The organism is Bradyrhizobium sp. USDA 4341 (genome assembly GCF_054063755.1).
Window position 1 is genome coordinate 2,285,618 of the sequence record NZ_JBSSGO010000002.1, and the last position, 20,194, is coordinate 2,305,811.

General features: G+C 63.7%; 19 protein-coding genes. 4 read left to right on the forward strand and 15 right to left on the reverse strand.

What is annotated here, in order from left to right:
* Positions 1-119: 119 nt before the first annotated feature.
* From ACVIGB_RS16905 to ACVIGB_RS16955, 11 genes are all read right to left on the reverse strand, one after another.
* Positions 120-1,064 carry a polyphosphate kinase 2 family protein gene (locus ACVIGB_RS16905; RefSeq protein ID WP_456749173.1) on the reverse strand — a complete coding sequence of 315 codons (945 nt, stop codon included), beginning with the start codon at positions 1,062-1,064 and terminating at the stop codon, positions 120-122.
* Positions 1,030-2,040: a branched-chain amino acid ABC transporter permease gene (locus ACVIGB_RS16910; protein WP_092115807.1), complete on the reverse strand. Its 1,011-nt coding sequence runs from the start codon at positions 2,038-2,040 to the stop codon at positions 1,030-1,032. The genes ACVIGB_RS16905 and ACVIGB_RS16910 overlap by 35 nt, the downstream gene beginning before the upstream one ends.
* A complete protein-coding gene (locus ACVIGB_RS16915) occupies positions 2,037-2,918 on the reverse strand; it encodes a branched-chain amino acid ABC transporter permease (RefSeq protein WP_342727726.1) in 882 nt (293 codons plus the stop codon). The genes ACVIGB_RS16910 and ACVIGB_RS16915 overlap by 4 nt, the downstream gene beginning before the upstream one ends.
* 187 nt (positions 2,919-3,105) lie before the next feature.
* Complete coding sequence (locus ACVIGB_RS16920) at positions 3,106-3,810, reverse strand: ABC transporter ATP-binding protein (RefSeq protein ID WP_342729148.1); 705 nt, start codon at positions 3,808-3,810, stop codon at positions 3,106-3,108.
* A 5-nt stretch (positions 3,811-3,815) separates the two neighbouring features.
* Positions 3,816-4,589, reverse strand: coding sequence for an ABC transporter ATP-binding protein (locus ACVIGB_RS16925; RefSeq protein ID WP_173637918.1), 774 nt, complete (start codon positions 4,587-4,589; stop codon positions 3,816-3,818).
* 241 nt (positions 4,590-4,830) lie between these two features.
* A complete protein-coding gene (locus tag ACVIGB_RS16930; protein WP_456721760.1) occupies positions 4,831-6,141 on the reverse strand; it encodes an ABC transporter substrate-binding protein in 1,311 nt (436 codons plus the stop codon).
* 168 nt (positions 6,142-6,309) lie between these two features.
* The gene (locus ACVIGB_RS16935; protein ID WP_456721759.1) at positions 6,310-9,420 is read right to left on the reverse strand and encodes a multidrug efflux RND transporter permease subunit; all 3,111 of its coding nucleotides are present in this window, start codon (positions 9,418-9,420) and stop codon (positions 6,310-6,312) included.
* A gap of 11 nt (positions 9,421-9,431) precedes the next feature.
* Entirely contained in the window at positions 9,432-10,619 is a 1,188-nt protein-coding gene (locus ACVIGB_RS16940) for an efflux RND transporter periplasmic adaptor subunit (protein ID WP_456721758.1), read from the reverse strand.
* Positions 10,620-10,876: 257 nt separating this feature from the next.
* On the reverse strand, positions 10,877-11,329 hold the full coding sequence (locus ACVIGB_RS16945; RefSeq protein WP_456721757.1) for a hypothetical protein: 453 nt from the start codon (positions 11,327-11,329) through the stop codon (positions 10,877-10,879).
* A 209-nt stretch (positions 11,330-11,538) separates the two neighbouring features.
* On the reverse strand, positions 11,539-12,456 hold the full coding sequence (locus ACVIGB_RS16950) for an SDR family NAD(P)-dependent oxidoreductase (RefSeq protein WP_456721756.1): 918 nt from the start codon (positions 12,454-12,456) through the stop codon (positions 11,539-11,541).
* Between the two features lie 102 nt (positions 12,457-12,558).
* Entirely contained in the window at positions 12,559-12,795 is a 237-nt protein-coding gene (locus ACVIGB_RS16955) for a DUF2798 domain-containing protein (RefSeq protein WP_456721755.1), read from the reverse strand.
* Positions 12,796-12,866: 71 nt separating this feature from the next.
* Here ACVIGB_RS16955 and ACVIGB_RS16960 point away from each other — a divergent pair, with 71 nt between their 5' ends.
* Together ACVIGB_RS16960 and ACVIGB_RS16965 are read left to right on the forward strand one after the other, a co-directional pair.
* Positions 12,867-13,418: a TetR family transcriptional regulator gene (locus ACVIGB_RS16960; RefSeq protein ID WP_092115816.1), complete on the forward strand. Its 552-nt coding sequence runs from the start codon at positions 12,867-12,869 to the stop codon at positions 13,416-13,418.
* A 328-nt stretch (positions 13,419-13,746) separates the two neighbouring features.
* Complete coding sequence (locus tag ACVIGB_RS16965; protein WP_244549558.1) at positions 13,747-14,313, forward strand: RidA family protein; 567 nt, start codon at positions 13,747-13,749, stop codon at positions 14,311-14,313.
* A 97-nt stretch (positions 14,314-14,410) separates the two neighbouring features.
* On the opposite strand, the gene ACVIGB_RS16970 is transcribed toward ACVIGB_RS16965, so the two are convergent.
* Both ACVIGB_RS16970 and ACVIGB_RS16975 read right to left on the reverse strand, forming a co-directional pair.
* Complete coding sequence (locus ACVIGB_RS16970; RefSeq protein WP_456721754.1) at positions 14,411-15,112, reverse strand: NUDIX hydrolase; 702 nt, start codon at positions 15,110-15,112, stop codon at positions 14,411-14,413.
* Positions 15,113-15,127: 15 nt separating this feature from the next.
* A complete protein-coding gene (locus tag ACVIGB_RS16975) occupies positions 15,128-16,153 on the reverse strand; it encodes an ABC transporter substrate-binding protein (protein ID WP_456721753.1) in 1,026 nt (341 codons plus the stop codon).
* Between the two features lie 167 nt (positions 16,154-16,320).
* Here ACVIGB_RS16975 and ACVIGB_RS16980 point away from each other — a divergent pair, with 167 nt between their 5' ends.
* Together ACVIGB_RS16980 and ACVIGB_RS16985 are read left to right on the forward strand one after the other, a co-directional pair.
* Positions 16,321-16,770, forward strand: a complete 450-nt coding sequence (locus tag ACVIGB_RS16980) for a cupin domain-containing protein (protein ID WP_092115819.1) — start codon at positions 16,321-16,323, stop codon at positions 16,768-16,770.
* Between the two features lie 287 nt (positions 16,771-17,057).
* Positions 17,058-18,383: a 4Fe-4S binding protein gene (locus ACVIGB_RS16985; RefSeq protein WP_456721752.1), complete on the forward strand. Its 1,326-nt coding sequence runs from the start codon at positions 17,058-17,060 to the stop codon at positions 18,381-18,383.
* 125 nt (positions 18,384-18,508) lie between these two features.
* Here the strand turns inward: ACVIGB_RS16985 and ACVIGB_RS16990 are convergent, their stop codons facing one another.
* The gene (locus ACVIGB_RS16990) at positions 18,509-19,234 is read right to left on the reverse strand and encodes an SDR family oxidoreductase (RefSeq protein ID WP_456721751.1); all 726 of its coding nucleotides are present in this window, start codon (positions 19,232-19,234) and stop codon (positions 18,509-18,511) included.
* A 19-nt stretch (positions 19,235-19,253) separates the two neighbouring features.
* Positions 19,254-20,144, reverse strand: a complete 891-nt coding sequence (locus ACVIGB_RS16995; RefSeq protein WP_456721750.1) for an SDR family oxidoreductase — start codon at positions 20,142-20,144, stop codon at positions 19,254-19,256.
* Between the last annotated feature and the right edge of the window lie 50 nt (positions 20,145-20,194).

Here is a 20,194-nt window from a genome sequence, read left to right on the forward strand (position 1 = left end):
CTCCACGATATGACTCGCGGATAGACCCCCACCCCAGCCCTCCCCCGCAAGCGGGAGAGGGAGCCTGACCGGGCCTGCTCACCTCACGTGACGGCGGCGCGAACGGCAGACGATGGGCGCTACTTCTTCGCCGGCGCATTCTTCTCCGCCGCGCCGCCCTTGCCTTCCGCTTCCAGCGCCGCGCGGACGCGCTTGAATTCGCTCAGGTCCGCCTTGTCGACCTCGGGGAATTTCAGCTCGAGCCTGTCGAGCGCATTGACGATGGTCGAGCCGATCACGACGCGGGCGAACCATTTGTGGTCGGCGGGCACGATGTGCCAGGGCGCGTCCCCGGTCGCGGTGCGGTGGATCATGTCCTGGTAGGCGGCCTGGTACTTGGCCCACAGCGCGCGCTCGGTGACGTCGGCCATCGAGAACTTCCAGTTCTTGGCCGGCTCCTCGAGCCGGTCGAGGAAGCGCCGGCGCTGCTCCTCCTTGGAGACATGCAGGAAGAATTTCAGGATCATGGTGCCGTTGCGCGACAGATAGCGCTCGATCGCCGAGATGTCCTCGAAGCGCTCGCGCCAGATATCCTTGGTCACCAGCTTCTTCGGGAGCTTCTGCTTGCCGAGCACCTCGGGATGCACCCGCACCACCAGGCACTCCTCGTAGTAGGAGCGGTTGAAGATGCCGATGTGGCCGCGCTCCGGCAGCGCGATCATGGCGCGCCACATGAAATCGTGGTCGAGCTCCTTGGTCGAGGGCTGCTTGAACGAGGAGACCTCGCAGCCCTGCGGATTGACGCCCTCGAACACGCTCTTGATCGCACTGTCCTTGCCGGCGGCGTCCATGCCCTGGAAGATCAGGAGCAGCGACCAGCGGTCCTGGGCGTAGAGCTTCTCCTGGAAGTCGTTGAGCCGCTTGCGATTGGCCTCGATGATCTTGCCGCCGGCGTCCTTGTCGATGCCGCCCTTCTCGGCGGTCGGATACGATTTCAGGTGAAATTCGCCTGATCCATCGAAGCGGAACGGCGCGACAAAGGGTTTCAGTTCATCGGCGAGCGATGGGGACGGTTTGCTGCTCATGGCCTCTCGACGGCTTGCGTGGCGATTTGATCCGGTCGATCACGCTACCAAGAATGCCCTTGGGCAGGAAGATGATGAAAAGCACCAGCAGCACGCCATAGACCAGATTGTCCCAGCCGACCGCCTTGGTACCGAACGAGATGCGCAGCACCTCGGCCAGCACGATGGTGATGATGGCGCCGACCGTCGGCCCCAGCGCGACATAGACGCCGCCGACGATCGCCGCGAACACCATCTGCAAGGAAACCGCGATGCCGCTCACCGTGTCCGGCGAGATGAACATCTGGTACTGGCAGTAGAGCGCGCCGGACAGCGCGGTCATCAGCGCGCTGATCAGGGTGATCTTGAGCTTCTCGGCGGTGACATTGACGCCGGCCGCTGCCGCCGCATCCTCATCCTCCGAGATCGCCTCCATGGCATGGCGGATCATGCTGCGGTCGATCGCGCGCCAGATCACGAGACCTGCGACCCAGACTGCGAGCGCGATCAGGTACCAGGTGATCTTGTCGTCGAATTGCAGCGCGAACAGCCCCTTGCCGCTCGGCGCGCGCTGCGGCGTGTAGCCGAGCGAGCCGCCGGTATAGTCGCGGGTCGCGGTGATGACTTGCAGCACGATGCCGGACAGCGCCAGGGTCACCAGCACGAAATAGTGCCCGGTGATGCGGAAGCGGAAGCAGGGATAGGCGACGACGAGCGCGAGCACGCCCGCGGTCGCCATGCTGAGAGGAATCCCGATCCAGGGCGAGACGCCGAGGTGATTCCAGAGCAGCGCGGTGACATAGGCGCCGATGCCCATGAAGCCGCCATGGCCGAGCGAGACCAGGCCGAAGCGGCCCATGATCGACCACGACGTATAGGCGAACGACCAGATGAGGATCAGCACCAGCACGTGCAGATGGTAGGGGTCGCGATGCACGAAGGGCAGCGCCACGAGCGCGAGCAGCGCGATGATCCAGCCGGCGAGCCCTCTGTTCACGAGCGCCTCGCCAGGAGGCCCGCGGGCCGGATGAACATCATGACGATGAAGAAGGCGAACGCCAGCACGTAGCCCCATTCGAGATCGGAGAACAGGCCGCCGAGCGAGATGATCTCGGCAAACACAAAAGCGGCAATGAAGCCGCCGATGAAATTGCCGAGACCGCCGAGCACGCAGATCAGGAAGGTGATCGGTCCGAACGACAGTCCGACGAACGGATGCACGTCATATTGCAGCACCAGCAGACAGGCCGCGAGGCCGGCGAGCCCGCCGCCGATCGCGGAGGTGACGAGATAGATGCGCTTGGGATCGACGCCCATCAGCGGCATGATCTGGCGGTCCTGCGCGATGGCGCGGATCGCGGTGCCGGTGAAGGTGCGGGTCAGGAACAGATAGACGCCGATCATGCCGACCAGCGCCGCGCCGAACGACAAGAGTCGCGCGTAACTGAAATTCATCTCGCCGAGCGCCAGCACCGGCAGGCGGATGCCGAGATTGCGGAAGTCGATGCCGAAGGCGACGGTGGCAAAACTCTGCAGGATGAACAGCACGCCGCCGGTGGCGAGCAGCTGGTTGATCGGCGGCGCCGTCAACAGCGGCGCGATGACCAGGAAATGCAGCGCGGCGCCGAGCAGCGCCACCAGCAGGATGACGAGCGGCGCGGCGGCCCAGTACGGCAAGTGAAACACCTGCACGAGATAGTACATGCCGTACATGCCGATCATCACAAGCTCAGCGTAGCAGATCCAGGTGACGTCGATGACGCCGAAGATCAGGTTGAGCCCGAGCGCCAGGAGCGCCAGCACTCCGCCGAGCAGGATGCCGTTGATCACGGCCTCCAGCAGGTAGATGTCGAAAATGTCGAGGAAGGATTGCATGGCCGCTCTGCCTTTCTTACCTCTCCCGCTTGCGGGGGAGGTCGGCGCGCGGACGCGCGCCGGGTGGGGGCTCTCGCCCCGCGGAGGTTCTCGACCATGGAGACACCCCCACCCCGGCCCTCCCCCGCAAGCGGGAGAGGGAGTGGAGCGTCCTCGCGGTGATCGTCCCGACCAATCCAATCATCCCCTACACCCCGAGATACGCCTGCTTGATGGTGTCGCTCGCCGCGAGTTCCGCCGCCGTGCCGGCGGCGCGGATGCTGCCGGCTTCCAAGAGATACGCGCGGTCGACCACGCGCAGCACCTGCTGCACGTTCTGCTCGACGATCAACACCGTCAGCCCGCTGGCGCGGATGCGCTTGACCAACTCGAACACCTGCTGCACCACGACCGGCGCGAGCCCGGCTGAGGGCTCATCGAGCAGCAGCAATTTCGGGTTCGACATCAGCGCGCGGCCGATCGCGCACATCTGCTGTTCGCCTCCCGACATGGTGCCGGCCATCTGGTGGCGGCGTTCCTTCATGCGCGGGAACAGCTCGAACACGAAATCGAGCCGTTCGGCGTAGTGTGCGCGGGCGCCCGGCATGTAGGCGCCCATCTTCAGATTGTCTGCCACGGTGAGCCGCGGAAACAGCCGGCGGTTCTCCGGCACATGCGCAATCCCGAGGCTGACGATGCGATGCGCCGGCGTCTTGACGACGTCGGCGCCCTCCATCGATATCTTGCCGTTACTTGGGCGGATCAGGCCGGATATCACGCGCATCAAGGTGGTCTTGCCGGCGCCATTCGGGCCGATCACGCCGACCGCCTCGCCCGCCTTGACGTCGAGGCTGACGTCGAATAGCGCCTGGAAGCTGCCATAGCCGGCGTCGATCGATCGGAGCTCCAGCATGCCGGTCACGCCCCGATCCGGCGGCGCGCCTGCTCGGCGACGGCGGCAGCCAAGCTCGCATCCGCATCGGTGCCGAGATAGACCTCGATCACCCTGGCATCGCCCGCGACATCGGCCGGTAGGCCCTCGGCGATCTTCTCGCCGTGATCCAGCACCATCACCCGATCGACCACGCGCATCAAGACACCCATGATGTGCTCGACCCAGATGATGGTGATGCCGAGTTCGTCGCGGATCCGGCGCAGCATGTCGGCAGCCTGGTCCATCTCGGTCTCGTCAAGACCGCCGAGGCTTTCATCGGCCAACAACAATTTCGGTCCGGTGGCGAGCGCCTTGGCGAGTTCGAGTTTCTTCAACCCCGCGGCCCCCAGCCCCTCGACACTACTATGCCGATCGGTCGGCAGGCCGACCATCGCCAGCGCGCGTTCGGCCGCCTCCTCGGCCTTGCTGCGGCTATGGCGGCCCTGGCCATAGAAGCCGGCGAGCACGACATTCTCGAAAATGCTCAGGCGATGGAACGGCCGCGGGATCTGGAAGGTGCGGCCGATGCCGCCGACGATGATCCGGTGCGGGGCGAGCCCTGCGATCTCGCGGCCGTCGAACAGGATCGAGCCCTCGGTCGGCGGCAAGGTGCCCGACAGCATGTTGAAGATCGTGCTCTTGCCCGAGCCGTTCGGGCCGATCAGGCCGAGGATCTCGCCCTGCTCGACGCGGAACGACACGTTGTTGACGGCGCAAAAGCCGCCAAACCGCTTGACCAGGCCTTCGACGGCGAGCACGGCGTCCCTTTCGCGAGCGCTAGAGCAGGAAGAAGTCAGGTGGAGACGGCTTGGCCGCAGACTCGCTGCACCTCTCCCGCTGGCGGGGGAGGTCGGACCGCATCGAAGATGCGATCCGGGTGGGGGCTCTCTCCACAATGAGACTCGCGGAGAGAGCCCCCACCCCAGCCCTCCCCCGCAAGCGGGAGAGGGAGCGCGGTTCCTTCGCGGCTGCTGTTCGACCTGATCTCATCTTGCTCGGCTATTTGTAGCTGTAGGTGGTGCCGGCCGGCAGCGGCAGCACGGTCTCGCGCTGCATCTGGCTCTTCGGCCACACCACATAGGATTTATCGTCGATATATTGCAGCACCACCGGGAACGAGCGCGCGTTCTGCCCGGCGTACTGCTCGCCCTCGCCGTAGAACTTCACGCCGTAACCGAGCATGGTGCCGCCCTCGGGAATGTCGGTGTCGAGCGCGGCCTTGCGCAGCGCATCGGGATCGATGCCGCCATACTTCTTGATCGCGCGCGGCAGCACGTCGTCGAGGAAGACATAGGCGTTGGCCGCGCCGATGCCGACATGGGCGGAGCGGATCGGCACGCCGGGCTTGAGCTTGTCGAACTCCTCGCCGACCATCTTGATCACCGGCGGCAGCTTCGGGTCCATGGTCTTCTGGTTGGCGAGCCAGATCGAGATCGGGTCGGTGTTGAAGAGATAATTGGCATCGGCGCCGAGGCCTTCCTTCAGCTTCTCATAGACGCCGTAGCCGGCACCGTGGCCGACGATGGCGCCGAACTTCAGTCCCTGCTCGCGCGCCTGGCGGAACAACAGGGTAATGTCCGGATTGTAGCCGGTGTGGAAGATCACATCGGGCTTGGCGCGCTTCAGCTTGGTGACCAGCGCCGACAGATCGGGCGCGGTCGCCGAATAGCCCTCCTTGAGCACGATGTTGAAGCCGGCCTTCTTTGCACCGGCTTCGTTGCCCTTGGCGACGTCGACGCCGTATGCGCCGTCCTCATGGATGATGGCAACGCGGAGGTCCTTCGGCTCCTTGCCGAACTTGGACATGGAGTATTGCGCGATGAAGTCGGTCGTCATCATGCCGTACTGGTTGCCGGCGGCCTGCGGGCGGAACACGTATTTGTAGTTCTTGCCGTCGAACACGCCCGAGGAGATGCAGGTCGTGATCCACATGAATTTCTTCATCTGGTCGACCCGGGCTGCCACCGGCACGCATTGCGCCGAGGAGAAGAAGCCCATCACCATGTCGACCTTTTCCTGCTCGAGCAGACGGACGGCCTCGTTGATGGCGATGTCGGGCTTGCTCTGCGCGTCGGCGTAGACGGCCTCGACCTTGTACCCCTCGACGCCGGTCCTGGCGTAATGGTCAAGCATGATCTTGACGCCGGTATATTGCAGCTCGGAGCCGCCGCCGGCCAGCGGGCCGGTCAAATCGAAGATCACGCCGATCTTGATCTTCTTGTCCTGCGCATACGCGGCGCCGGCCACGCCCAGCGCCGCAAGCGCGACAGACAGACCCGCGAGCCAGCGGGCGGCCTTCCTGACCGGCATGAATCCCTCCCCAGAGATTGTGCACTGCATTTCTTGTTATCGTGCCAGCCTATCACAGGGGGAGCGGCCGATGATGTCAAGCGCGACGGCTGCGTCCCCACGGCGCAGGCGTGATCAAAGCTTCAGCAAATGGTTGCGGACGCACGGGCGGGTCGACAGCCAACCATTTCATTCCGCCGCGATCGCCGGTTCGACCGGGCGGGGAACGACCTTGCGGGCTCGGTTGCGGCTGAAGCGGTGCAGCGCGAGGTAGACCACCGGCGTCGTGTAGAGCGTCAGGAATTGCGACACCAGCAGGCCGCCGACGATCGCGTATCCGAGCGGCTGGCGGATCTCCGCGCCGGTCCCGTGCCCGAGCGCAAGCGGCAGGGCGCCGAGCAGCGCCGCGAACGTCGTCATCATGATCGGGCGGAAGCGTTTGAGCGCCGCCTGGAAGATCGCCTCCTCCGGGTCCATAGCCTCGGTCAGCTCGGCATGGATTGCAAAATCGATCATCATGATCGCGTTCTTCTTGACGATGCCGATCAACAGGATGATGCCGATCAGCGCGATGACGCTGAGCTCGAGGTTGAACGCCATCAGGATGAGAAGCGCACCGACACCAGCCGAAGGAATCGTCGAAAGGATCGTGATCGGATGGATCAGGCTCTCATAGAGCGCACCGAGGATGATATAAACCGCGATCAGCGCCGCGAGGATCAGGAGAGGCTGGGTCTTGAGCGAGTCCTGAAAGGCCTGGGCATTGCCCTGGAAGGTGGTGATCAGGGTGGCCGGGACGTTGAGGTCACGCTTTGCCTTGTCGATCGCCTCGACGGCCTGTCCGAGCGCGGCGCCTGCAGCCAGATTGAACGACAGCGTGATCGCCGGGAACTGGCCCTGATGGCTGACCGATAGCGACCGTACGGTGCGCTTTTGTTCGACCAGCGCGCTCAGCGGCACCTGCCGCCCGCTGCTGGACGGCACGTAGATCAAATCGAGCGCGCCAGGATCGAGCTGGAACTGAGGATCGACCTCCAGGATCACCCAATAACTGTTTTGCTGGGTGAAGAATTGCGCGACCTTGCGCTGTCCGAATGCATCGTAGAGCGTATCGTCGATCGCCTGGGTGGCAACGCCGAGCCGCGATGCCGTGTCTCGATTGATCTCGAGCCGCAGGGTCGGACCGGCGATCTGCTGGTCGGTCGCAACGTCGCGCAGCAACGGAATTCCCTGCAAGGTGCGAAGCAGGAGCGGCGCCCAGTGATCGAGCTCGTCGAGATCGCTGTCCTGGAGCGTGAGTTGATACTGCGTGCGACTCGCGCGTCCGCCGACATTGATGTCCTGCGACGCCTGCATGAACAGCGCAATTCCCTGCACGGCGGCAAGTTTCGGCCGCAGCCGGTCGATGATCTGGCTCGCATTGGCATCGCGCTGGTCGCGGGGCTTGAGATTGACGAACATGCGGCCGTTATTCATGGTCTGGTTGACGCCGCCGACGCCGACTGCCGACATCACGCCGTCGATGCCGGGATCAGCCAACAGAATGCGCTCCAGCTGCGACTGCCGCTCCAGCATGGCTGGATAGGAAACGTCCTGCGAGGATTCCGATACGGCGACGATGAATCCGGTGTCCTGCTGCGGAAAGAAGCCCTTCGGAATCAGGACATAGAGATAGCCGGTCAGGATGATGGTCGCGATGGTCGCAGTCAGCGTGAGCCGCCGGTGACGCAGCACCCAGCGCAGGCCGGATTCGTAAACCGCGAGCATGCCATCGAAGAACCTCTCGCTCAGAGCATAGAGCCGGCCGTGCCGCTTGCCCATTTCCTCCTGCAACAATTGCGCGCACATCATCGGCGTCAGCGTCAGCGAGATGACGGTCGACACCAGGATCGCCACGCTCACCGTGACGGCAAATTCGCGGAACAGCCGCCCGATGATGCCGCCCATCAGCAATACCGGAATGAACACCGCGATCAGCGACAGGCTCATCGAGATGATGGTGAAGCCGATTTCGCGCGAACCCTTCAGCGCAGCCGCGAGCGGCGAGTGGCCCTGCTCCAGGTACCGCGCCACATTCTCAACCATCACGATGGCGTCGTCGACGACGAATCCTGTCGCGATCGTCAATGCCATCAGTGAGAGGTTGTCGAGGCTGTAGCCGAGGACGTACATCACCGCGAATGTGCCAACCAGCGACAACGGAACGGTGATGCCGGGAATCACGGTGGCCCACCCGTTGCGCAGGAACAAAAAGATCACCATCACCACCAGCGCGATGGTGAGCATCAGCGTGAACTGAACCTCCTCGACCGAGGCGCGGATGGTCTGGGTGCGGTCGGTAACGACATGGACGTCGACGGCCGACGGGATCGAGGCCTTCAGTCGCGGCAACGCCGCCTTGATGTGCTCGACGGTGTCGATGACGTTGGCGCCGGGTTGCCGCTGAATGATGAGGATGGCCGACGGCTGTCCGTTGAAGGTGCCGGACCCGCGAATGTTTTCGGCGCCATCCACCACAGTGCTGACGTCGCCGAGCCGGACCGGCGAGCCGTTGCGCCAGGCGACGATGACCGGCCGATAGCCCGCAGCATTGAACAATTGATCGTTGTTCTCAAGCGTGAAGCCCTGGTGCTGGCCGTTCAACGTGCCCTTGGGGGCGTTGAGCGTGGCGGTGGCGATGGCCGACCGCAGATCTTCAAGGCTCAGGCCGCGGCCCGCGAGTTCGAGCGGATTGGCTTCGACGCGCACGGCGGGCTTTTGTGCGCCGGCGATCAGCACGGCACCGACCCCGTCGACCTGGGAAAGTTGCTGCGCGAAGATGTCGTCGGCAAGGTCGCTGACCGTCGTCATCGGCAGGGTGTCCGAGGTCATCGCAAGCACCATCACCGGCGGGTCCGACGGATTGGTCTTCCGATAGGTCGGCGGTGACGGCAAATTCTTCGGCAATTGCCCACCGGCGGCGTTGATCGCGGCCTGCACATCCTGTCCGGCGGCGTCGATATTGCGGGCAAGGTCGAACTGGATCGAGATCACCGATATTCCAATGCCGCTCACGGAGGTGAGCTGGGCTACGCCCGACATCTGCGCCAGCTGCCGCTCCAGCGGGCTTGCCACCGAAGAGGCCATCGTCTCCGGGCTCGTGCCTGGCAACTGGGCCGTCACCTGAATGGTGGGAAAGTCGACCTGCGGCAGCGGCGCGACCGGCAACAGCAAATAGGCGACGAGGCCGACCATTGCGAGACCCGACATCGCCAGCGCAGTTGCGATCGGACGTCGGATAAAGGGCTCGGAAATATTCATCACGTGTCGCCTTATTCTCGACCCTGGGCTGTGGACGCGGCGCGCTCCCGCGCGGGAGCCACCGGCGCGGGCGCGGGCGCGGTCACGACGCGGGCGCCGGGCCGGAGCTTGTAATGGCCGTCGACGACGATGGTTTCATGGGCAGCGAGGCCGCTCTCGATCAGCGCCTCGCCGTTGCTGCTGGCGGCGATCCGCACGAGGTGGGGTTCGACCGTGGAATCCTGCCGGACGACGAACGCGTAGCTGCCGTTAGGTCCCGATTGCAGCGCGGATTCCGGCACGACCGGTCCGCGGCGGACGCCGAGCAGCAGGCGGGCGCTGACGAATTGGCCGGGCCAAAGCCGCCCGTCGAGATTTTGAAAGATCGCCTTCAGCCGGATCGAGCCCGTGCCTTGATCGATCTGGTTGTCGATCAGTTCGAGACGGCCTTCGGCAAGCTTGATGCGGTCGTCCTGATCATACGCCGATACGACAAGCACCCCGCCCTGCATCGCATCGACGATCTCCGGGAGATATTTCTGCGGCAAGGTGAAGATCACGCCGATCGGCGCCACTTGCGTGATGACGACAAGTCCGCCCGGATCGGAGGCATGAACAATGTTGCCCTGATCGATCAGGCGAATGCCGGTGCGGCCGGCGAGTGGCGAGACGATCGTTGTATACCCCAGCTGCACGCGCGCATTGTCGATCACCGCCTGATCATGCGCGATCGCAGCCTGATATTGCGCGACCAGCGCTTGCTGGGTATCGACGCTCTGGCGGGTGGCGAACTCCTTGACCACGAGCTTGCTGTAGCGCTCCAGGTCCAGCCTGGCATTGGCGAGCAGCGCTTCGTCGCGCGCCTTGTCGGCCTCGGCCTGATGCAGTTGCGCCTGATAGGGGCGCGGATCGATCTGCGCTATCAGGTCGCCGACCTGTACATCCTGGCCTTCGCGAAAGGCGATCTTTTGCACCTCACCATCGACGCGCACTTTGACGGTCACGGTGTTGTAGGCCTGGACCGTGCCGAGTCCGACGCGCGAAATCGCGAAGTCCTGATCCTTCACCACACCGGCCGTCACGGGTACAGGCCGCGCAGGTGCGGACTTCGCGGCCGGTTTCATGACGCTGGACGGAATGCCCTCGCGCCACAGATAGGTGCCTGATACCGCAAGCACGGCTGCAGACAGGCCCGCAATCCATATCTTGGGAACCTTCATCGTGTTGTCCTGTCATGGAAGGGGCTGACTTGTCCTTCCGCTGGCGCGTCCCTCGGAACGGGGTTATTATTTATACGACGTATAACTTATACGACGTAAAAGCAAGGGCTGATGCCGCAGAACGCCGATCGGGGGGCTTGGCTCACAGGATCTTGAAGGCCGCCGAGGCCCGGTGGCAGTCGGAGGGCGAGAAGGCGGAGCGCTACTACGCTGTGCACCAGACCGAATACCGAGCATGGCCGCTCGGGGTTTCAGGACTAGTCTACCGAGAAAAGAAAAGGACTGACTGAAACGAGCGGCGTTCCGTCGCTCGTTTGCTTCACTCGAAATTCTATCTCTTTTTCCGCGCTCGTATCCAGAACGCTAACGGACAGTATCGCAATGCACGTGACTTCTCGCGTTGCCTTGTCCCTCGACTTCACGAGTATCGTGCCATCCAGGCTGTAGACAGCGCTTTTCTTTGCACCGTCCAAAATCGCCGACTTTTCAGTTTCCGATTTCGCAGCATTCATCATCGCGTCAAGCGAACTCGAGTATTTGAGAGTAAAAGTCACCAGCTTATTATTTTGATCGTCCGAAAATGTCTTGAGTACCGAACTGCGGGCATTCAAAGAACGACACTCCTGCTCAGCAATTTGGTCCGCTTCGTCACAGCCGCTCAACAAGAGCAGCAAAACGAAGCGTGCCAGAAGCGCCTGCCCTTGCCTCATCGGTCTCATCGGACTGCCCGCGTCGGATAGCCCCGATACGCTTTGCGCCAGACCGACGACAGAGCGTGACCGCGGGCAGATTGTTGCGCCGGAATTTCGGTCGGCCGAGCCATTGCACGGCCTCGATCCAAAGCACGCCATCCTGGCGCCGCAACGGTCGGATTCCGCTTCGGTCGGTGCCGAGCACCTCATCAAAGCGCAGGTCTATACTATTTGAATTTGGCGGCATGGAGTTTCACGAAATCGCGCGTGTTCACCGGCGCTTCGCCTGTGAGCTTGTATATGGTGTCCGTCATGCGGTCGTAACGCCCCTGCCGGTTCAACTCGGTCATGGCCGAGAGATGGCTGACGACATGCTCGGGAAACCCCGCCCGCCGAAGGCCTTCGCTCCACGCCGCGAGCGGGACGTCGCGATATCGGATGGGCCTGCCGAGCGCCTCGGAGAAAGCACGCGCATGGTGGTTCAGATCGGCGGATTCCGGCCCCGTCAGATCGTAGATTCGTCCGATATGTGGTGCGGGATCGTCGAGGATCGCCGCGACCGCGCGCGCCACATCGACCGCCGAGATCGGCGAGGTCTTGCCATCGCCCATCGGAAGCGCCAACTCGCCGGAGGCCCGCACACCGGCGGCGGCGAGCATCAGAAAGAAGCCCTCAAGGAACACTGTCGGCCGCACCGTGACGACCGGCAGTCCCGACCAGGCCAGAGCCTGCTCCGCCAGCCAGTGCAGCCTGTGCTGCGGGCTGTCGGTGGTCTCGTTGATGCTCATCTGCGAGACCGTCATCTGCGACATGTTCACGAAAGCCTCAACGCCGTGGTGCCGCGCCACCGCGGCAGTGTTGATCGTGGCCTCCAGGTAAGCCGCCGAGACAGACATACCGAAATAGATACGCCGGCAACCTTCGACGGCGCGGTGCATCGAAGCGAGGTCCGTCACGTCGCCCTTTACGACCTCTGCGCCGAGCCGCCGCAAGGCTTCGGCGCGCGCGTCCTCCCGCCGAACCAAGGCGCGCACCTTGTGGCCGTTCTTGAGCAGGAATTCGGTGAGGCTGCGGCCGACGCCGCCCACAGCGCCGGCTGCTCCGGTCACGAGAATCGGCTTGTCGTGCTTGTGTTTCGTCGTCATGTTGCTGACCCTTGGGTTGCGTTCAAAGGACGAACTGCGTGATATCTGTGATGCCCGGGGGCTTGAGCCCGGAGACGGTGCTCATTGTGCTGCGACCCGACCTCAGCGCGTCGGCAATCCGGCCTGCCGCATGACGAAGCGCTGGATCCGCGGGATGACGATGATCAACATCGGGACGATCACGACGTAGCTCGTTGCCGCGGCCTTCAGCCAGCGCACGGCGAAATCGGGCTGGAACCCATAGTTCATGGCGAGACCGACGAACGACATGCTGGTCGACGTGATCAGGCCGGTGATCAAGGAGATCGAGGGTCCAATCAGTTTCGGGGAAAGGGCCATTTGCTTGCTCCTGGGCACGGGTTATTATTTAGACGACGTATAACTTATACAATGTAAAAGCAAGAGGGCCAATGCCGAGAACTGCCGATCCGGAGCTGCCTCACAGGATCTTGAAGGCCGCCGACACGCTGTGGCAGTCGGGCGGCGAGGAGGCCGTGACGATCCGCGGCGTGGCCGCGGAAGCAGCCACCACGACGCCGACGGTCTATAGCTACTACGCCGACAGGGAGGCGTTGCTGACGGCGTTACGCGCGCTGGCTTTTCAGCGCTTCTCGGCCTACCTCGCGAAATCCCGCGACTTTCAGGACACCTGCGTACGACATCTCGAGTTCGGCAGCACCCACCCCCGCGACTATGAATTGCTCTACGGGCGCGGCTGGATGGAGCGCGTCACAACGGGTGCGCAGGCCGGCGAGATCGAACGATACACCACCCATATCGTGCGCGCCGGCGTCGACGAAAGCAGGGCCGCGCACATCGCCTATCCGATCATGATGATGCTGCACGGCGTCGTGATGCATCGGCTGTTGAACAAGAAGCCGGGCCCCCTCGGCCGGACGATTGCAGCAGCCTGTCTCGACGCCTGCATGACCCTGCTCGAAAGTGCGCGGCAGGGAAAATAGCAGATTGCGATTTAGAACCCGCGGAGACGATTGAAGAAACCCATTACCATGTCGACCTTCTCCTGCTCGAGCAGGCGGACGGCCCTCCTGACCGGCATGAATCCCTCCCCAGAGATTGTGCACTGCATTTTTGCTTTCGTGCCGTCCTATCACAGGGGCAGCGGCCGATGATGTCAAACGCGATGGCTGCGTCGCCACGGCGCAGGCCTGCGCAAAGTTTCGGCGAAGCGCTGCCGACGACCTTTCAGACCGGAGAACTACGGAGGGCAGCTTCGCTATTTCTGACTTATCCTGAGGCCTGCGAAGTAGCTGTCATCGGAGGCGACACATGACTCATATGCTTTGCAGAACGAGACTCATCTCGTGGTTCGGTGCGTGCGTGCTTGGATTGGGAGCGTGGCTTGCCGCTTCGTCGGCTGCGGTGGCGCAGAATTCACCTTCTGCCGAGGCCAGGCTGAAGGAGTTGAATATTACGCTGCCGCCCGTGCCTGTTCCCGTCGCCAACTACGTCGATGCGGTCCGGGTTGGCAATCTACTCTTTCTCGCGGGAAACACCCCGGCTGCTGACTGGAAGTACAAGGGCAAGGTGGGGAAGGACCTCACCGTGCAGGAAGGTTATGACACGGCCCGTCAGGTCGGCCTGATCATGTTGGCGAAGGTGCGCGTCGCACTTGGGAGCCTCGATCGCGTCAAGCGCGTGGTCAAGGTCTTCGGGATGGTCAATTCGGCCGAAGGCTTTGGTGATCAACCGAAAGTCGTGAACGGTTTCTCCGATTTGATGGTGGAGATCTTCGGCGAGGCGGCCGGCAAACACGCGCGATCGGCTGTTGGAATGGCGGGCCTTCCATTCAACAACGCTGTGGAGGTCGAGATGATCGTTGAAGTGGCCGAATGATCGGCCAAACGTTGCTTCAGGTCACAAGCCGTCGATGACGACCGATCCAGACAACGACCGCTTCACCCTCAGAGGCTGACTCTTATGACTACACACCCTACGCCGGCAGCTGCGTTTCGATGAACGCGGTGACGAAACGCGGCATTGCACTGGTGAGATCGGCGCGGCTGCGCACCAGATGGATGCCGGCGAGTTCGGGATTTTTCTGACGCGCGAGATTGGATTCGATGCGCGCGCGCAGCGTGTCAGCGGGCATGTCGACGCGCAGGATCTGCATCATCGCGAGCGCAACGCCGGTGTAGATACAGTGCCAATCGGCATCCGCCCGGCAATCTGCTGCGGTAAGACCGGTCTCCTCCTCGAGCTCCCGCATCACGCTGCCGGCGATATCGACGCTCTCGCCGCTGATGTCGTCGAGATCGGGCGTGCCGGAGGGAAAGTAGATCCGTCCGGCATTCGCGGTCTGCTCGCCCATCACGCCACACACGAAGGCGCCGTCGCTCGAGAGCAGCGCGCCCATGCCGAAGCCGTTGAAGACCTCATTGTCCGGAAAGCCCCAGTCGCGCCAGGCGAGGAAGCTTGCGAAATCGGTCTCGAAATAGCTCGCGCTGAGCCGCTCGCCAGCGAAGACCGGATCGCGCCCGAGCAGGACGCGGCCGTTCCACAGGTTCGGGTTCAGCCGCCGCTGCTCGGCGAAATGCGCGTCGATCTCGCCACGCCGCTGGTCCGCGAACGGCCAGGGACGCCGCTGCAATGCCAGGTCGAGCGTGGTGACGCGACAAATCAGCGGAGACTGCATGTCGGGCACGTGCGCTTACTTCGCGCTTCCGGTCGTCTTCTTGACCTGATCCACGAACTTGTTGGTGTAGGTCTTGGTGACGTCGATGCCGGCCTTTGCGACCTCCGGCGAGCCCTCGCTGAACACCGCGAGCACCGCTTCCGCGCCCTTGGGATCCATCTTGCCGGTCTCGGAATACATCGGGATCGTGTTCTTCAGCGCGGCCAGATATTGCTCCTTGTTCTTGCCGACAAGCTCCTCCGGCATCTTGGCCATGATGTCCTCGGCCGAATGCGAATGGATCCAGGACAGCGTCGCCATGATGGCATTGGTCAGCGCCTGCACTTCCTTCTCGTGGCCGTTGACCCAGGCTGTGGTCGAATAGAGCGCGCCGCCGGCATATTCGCCGCCGAACACCGCGAGCGTGTCGTGCTGGGTGCGGGTGTCACTGAGAATCTTGAGGTCGGCGTGGCTGCCTTGCAGCACGGTGACAGAGGGATCGAGCATCACGGCGGCATCGATCTGGCCCTGCTCCATCGCGGCCACCGCGGTGGCGCCGAGGCCGACGCCGATCACGGCGGTGCCGGCCGGATCGAGGCCGTTCTTCTTCAAGAGATACTTCAGAAAGAAATCGGTCGAAGAGCCCGGCGCGCTGACGCCGACCTTCTTGCCGGCAAGATCCTTGATCGAGTTGATCTCACCGGTGTGCTTCGGCGAGACCACCAGCACCAGGCCGGGATAGCGGTCATAGACCACGAAGGCCTGCATCTCCTGCTTCTTGGCGGCGATATTGACGCAGTGGTCGAAATAGCCGGAGACGACGTCGGCGCTGCCGCCGAGCACGGCCTTCAGCGCATCCGAGCCGCCCTTGAGATCGACCAGCTCGACCGCAAGCCCGGCCTTGTCATATTCGCCAAGCTGCTTGGCCAGCACGGTGGGCAGATAGCACAGGCAAGCGCCGCCCCCGACCGCGATGGTGATCTTGCTTTGCGCCGCGGCAAGGCCCGTGGACAGGGTCAGCGCCAACAGCGTTCCGGCAAGCTTGCCCAGCAGTTTGTTCATGACGTCCTCCGTTCGACTGGCCGGCACGATAGAGGAGCAGGCCTGCCTTGAGAAGGCGACTTTCCGGTAACTGGTCAAGCCTGCGGCCACGGCATAGCATCGCGGATACAGGAAAACACCGAAGAAACGCCAAGAATATTTCAAGGGAAACATCAAGGGAGGTCTTCATGAATCGTCTTGCAACCGCGCTGTCGATCGCCGCGGCCTTCGCCGCCGGCTGCGGCGTCACCCATTTGCTGCGGCCGGCGCTCGCCGCCGAGAGCATCACCGCGCAGGTGATCCACACCGGCGAGATGGAGGGCGACAAGCTCGGCGACGCCAACAAGGTCGGCTTCCGCTCCAGGACGTTCGTCTCCGCCGATGGCGCCACCGTCTCGATCCAGGACGGCAATGTGCCGAAGCACATGCACCCCAACACCAACGAGATGCAATTCGTGCTCGAAGGCACCGGCACGGTCTGGCTCGGCGACAAGGAAGTGACGGTGAAGCCGGGCGACCTGATCGTGATCCCGAAGGGCACGCCGCATGGCGGCAACAAGCCGAACGGCCGCGCCATCAAGTCGATTGCGATCAAGACGCCGCCTCAGGCGCCGGATGATACCAAGCTGCTGGATTGACGACGGTCCGTCAGCCGTCATCGCGAGGCGCGTACCGTCACCCTGAGGAGGCCGCGAAGCGGCCGTCTCGAAGGGTCGACGGCTACCAGCCGGGTCGTGCATCCTTCGAGGGCCGCTGAAGAAGCGGCCACCTCACGATGACGGAGTGCATGGCTCGATCAACGTGTCGTGTTCGGGCCGGCGTGCAACCCGGAGGTTCCACTACATGACCATTGACAGATAATTCACTTGCCTCACGTCCGCTCGCTCCATAATATGATGATCGTCATTTTATAGAGAGCGGGACCATGAGCCTGGACGATCACCCCACGGTCAGGGCGGTGCGCGCGCGCAGCAGCCAGCACGTTCACGACGTCCCGGCTTCCTCGGAACTGCTCAAGCGGATCGCGCGCGAGTGCGGCGCCGATGACGTCGGCATCATCGAGTTCGACCGGGCGGCCATCGCGCCGCAGCGCGACTTCATCCGCAAGGTCTACGGCCGGACGCGTTCCCTGCTTGCGATCGTGTGCCACATGAACCGCGAGCCGGTGCGCTCGCCCTCACGCTCGGTCGCCAACGAGGAATTCCACGGTACTTACGACCACGTCAACGAGACCGCACGCGCCATCGTTCGCGCGCTCGACGAGCACGGCATCCCGGCCTGCAATTCGGTCGCCGCCTTCCCGATGGAGATGGACCTGCCCCGGATCATGATGGTCCAGCACAAGCCGATCGCGGTCGAAGCCGGGCTCGGGCGGATGGGCATCCATCGCAGCATCATCCACCCGAAATTCGGCAGCTTCGTCCTGCTCGGCACCGTCCTGCTCGGATGCGAGGTGGACGCCTATGACCAGCCGATCGACTACAATCCCTGCCTGGAGTGCAAGTTGTGCGTGGCCGCCTGCCCGGTCGGCGCCATCAAGCCGGACGGCGGCTTCGATTTCCTGTCCTGCCACACCCACAATTATCACGACTTCCTCGGCAACTTCACGCAGTGGGTGGAGAAGGTCGCGGATTCCAAGGACGCGAAGGATTATCGCGCCCGCGTCCCCCGCACCGAGACGTTGAACATCTGGCAATCGCTATCGTTCAAGCCGGGCTACAAGGCAGCCTATTGCATCTCGGCCTGTCCGGCCGGCGAAGATGTGATCGGCCCCTTCCTGCACGATCGGGACGCGCATTTCGCCGACGTCGTGCAGCCGCTGATCGACAAGGACGAGTTCGTCTATGTGATCCCGGATACCGACGCCGAGGACACGGTGACGCGGCGCTTTCCGCACAAGAAGGTCCAGCATGTCACGTCCGGCCGCCATACCGGCAGCATCCAGGCCTACATCTTCTCGCTCTCGCTCGGATTTCAGCGCGGCAGGGCGCGCGGTCTGGATTTCGTGACGCATCTGCGCTTCACCGGGGCAAGCGCGCTGGACATGACAGTCGTGATCAAGGGCAAGGATCTGCAGGTGGTGCCGGGGCGTCATGTCGGAGACGCGGCGCTGAACATCACCGCCGATACCCAGGCCTGGCTGCGCATCCAGAACCGTGACCTCGAACTGGCCGACGCGATTGCCTCAGAGCTGGTGAGCTACAGCGATGAGAAGCTGTTCGCGGCCTACATGCGATGCTTCCCGCTCTAAGTGGTTGCGTAGGGTGGGTTAGCTGAAGGCGTAACCCACCACCATCTCTTCGCCGCAACATCGGCGGGTTACGCTGCGCTAACCCGCCCTACGATCTCTACATGCGGTGCTTCCCGCTCTAACGATCACACCAACAGACCACCGCCATCCACCGCAAGAATCTGCCCGGTCACGTAGCTGTTCAGCATCAGATAGACATAAGCCGCGGCCGCCTCGCTCGGCGATGCGGCGCGCGGTAACGGCAAGCCTGCCACGTAGCCGCGCACCCTCTCCTCCGGCATCTGCTTGACGCGCTCGGTGAGAATGAGCCCCGGGCAGACAGCATTGACGCGGACCGGCGCAAGATCGACGGCAAGGCCGCGGGCCAGGCTCTCCATGGCACCCGCGGCCGCGGTAACAAACGGCATCCCCTTTTGCGGGCGGTGCGCCAGCAGGCCGCCAGTCAGCGTGATCGATCCGTTCGCTGCGATCACGCGGCTGGCGTGCTTGACCGCCGCGAGCGAGCCCCAGAAGCGAAGGGTCAGAGCCTCGCGCGCCGCAACGAGATCGAGATCACGCGTGGCACCGAACGCCGGGAGGCCCTGATCGCCGGCCGTGATCGCGAGGTGATCGAAGGCGCCGACCTGCTCGAAGAAGCGCGACACGCTGGCTTCGTCGCGCAGATCGACGGTCATGCCCGCAGATCCCGGCAGCCGCGCGACCGCCGCATCGACATTGGTCGGCTTGCTGGAAGCAATCACCACCTCCGCGCCCTGCTCCCGCGCGAGCGCAGCGACGGCAAGGCCGATCCCCGACGATCCCCCGATTGCGATCACGCGCTTGCCGTCGAGCGACATCTTGGCGTCTGTCATGGTCCGTACTCCGCCGCAGCTACGCGAAATAAGCGGGGTGATCGATGTCGGCGATCAGCCCGGGCTGCGACGGCTGCCAGTCGAGCCGCGCGCGCGTCCGCGCACTCGAGGTCGGCACATCGAAGGCGACGAACCGGCTGAACATGCCGAAATGCTCGGCCGCCTCCTCTGAAGACTTCGACACCAGCGGAACGTTGAGCCGGCGGGCGATGACCTCGGCGATCGCCTTGAACGGCACGCCCTCATCGGCGACCGCATGGAACGGGCCGCCTTCGACGCCGCGCTCGAGCGCGAGCCGGTAGACGCGCGCCGCATCCAGCCGATGCACGCCGGGCCAACGGTTCTGTCCCTCGCCGATATAGGCGGAGACGCCCTTCTCGCGCGCAAAGGCGACGAGGCGCGGCACGAAGCCGTGGTCGCCATGACCATGCACCGAGGGCGGCAGCCGCACCACGGCCGCAGGTACGCCGCGCGAGGCCACTGCCATCGTCGTCGCCTCGGACGCACGCGGATAAAGCTCGGAGACCGGAATCGGTGGATCCTCTTCGGTCGCGACGCGGCCCTGCGCCACCCGTGCGACACCCGAGGTGGTGATCAGCGGACGCTTCGAGCCTTCGAGTACGGCACCGAGCGTCTCGATCGCGCGCCGGTCATCCGCGCAGTTCTGCGCAAACTTCGAGAAGTCGTGGTTGAAGGCGCAATGGATCACAGCGTCGGCCCGCGCGGCGCCGCTCTTCAGGCTGTCGAGATCTTCGAGCGTTCCGTAGTGAACCTCGGCGCCGGCGGCGGCGAGCGCTTCCGCGCCCTTGTCGGAACGGGTCATGCCGAGCACCTGATGGCCGGCGGCAATCAGATCATTCGTGACGGCCGAGCCGATCCAACCGGTGGCTCCAGTGACAAACACACGCATCAGCAATCTCCAGGTTTTGCTGGAGACAAATCTGGGCGGCACGGCTATCG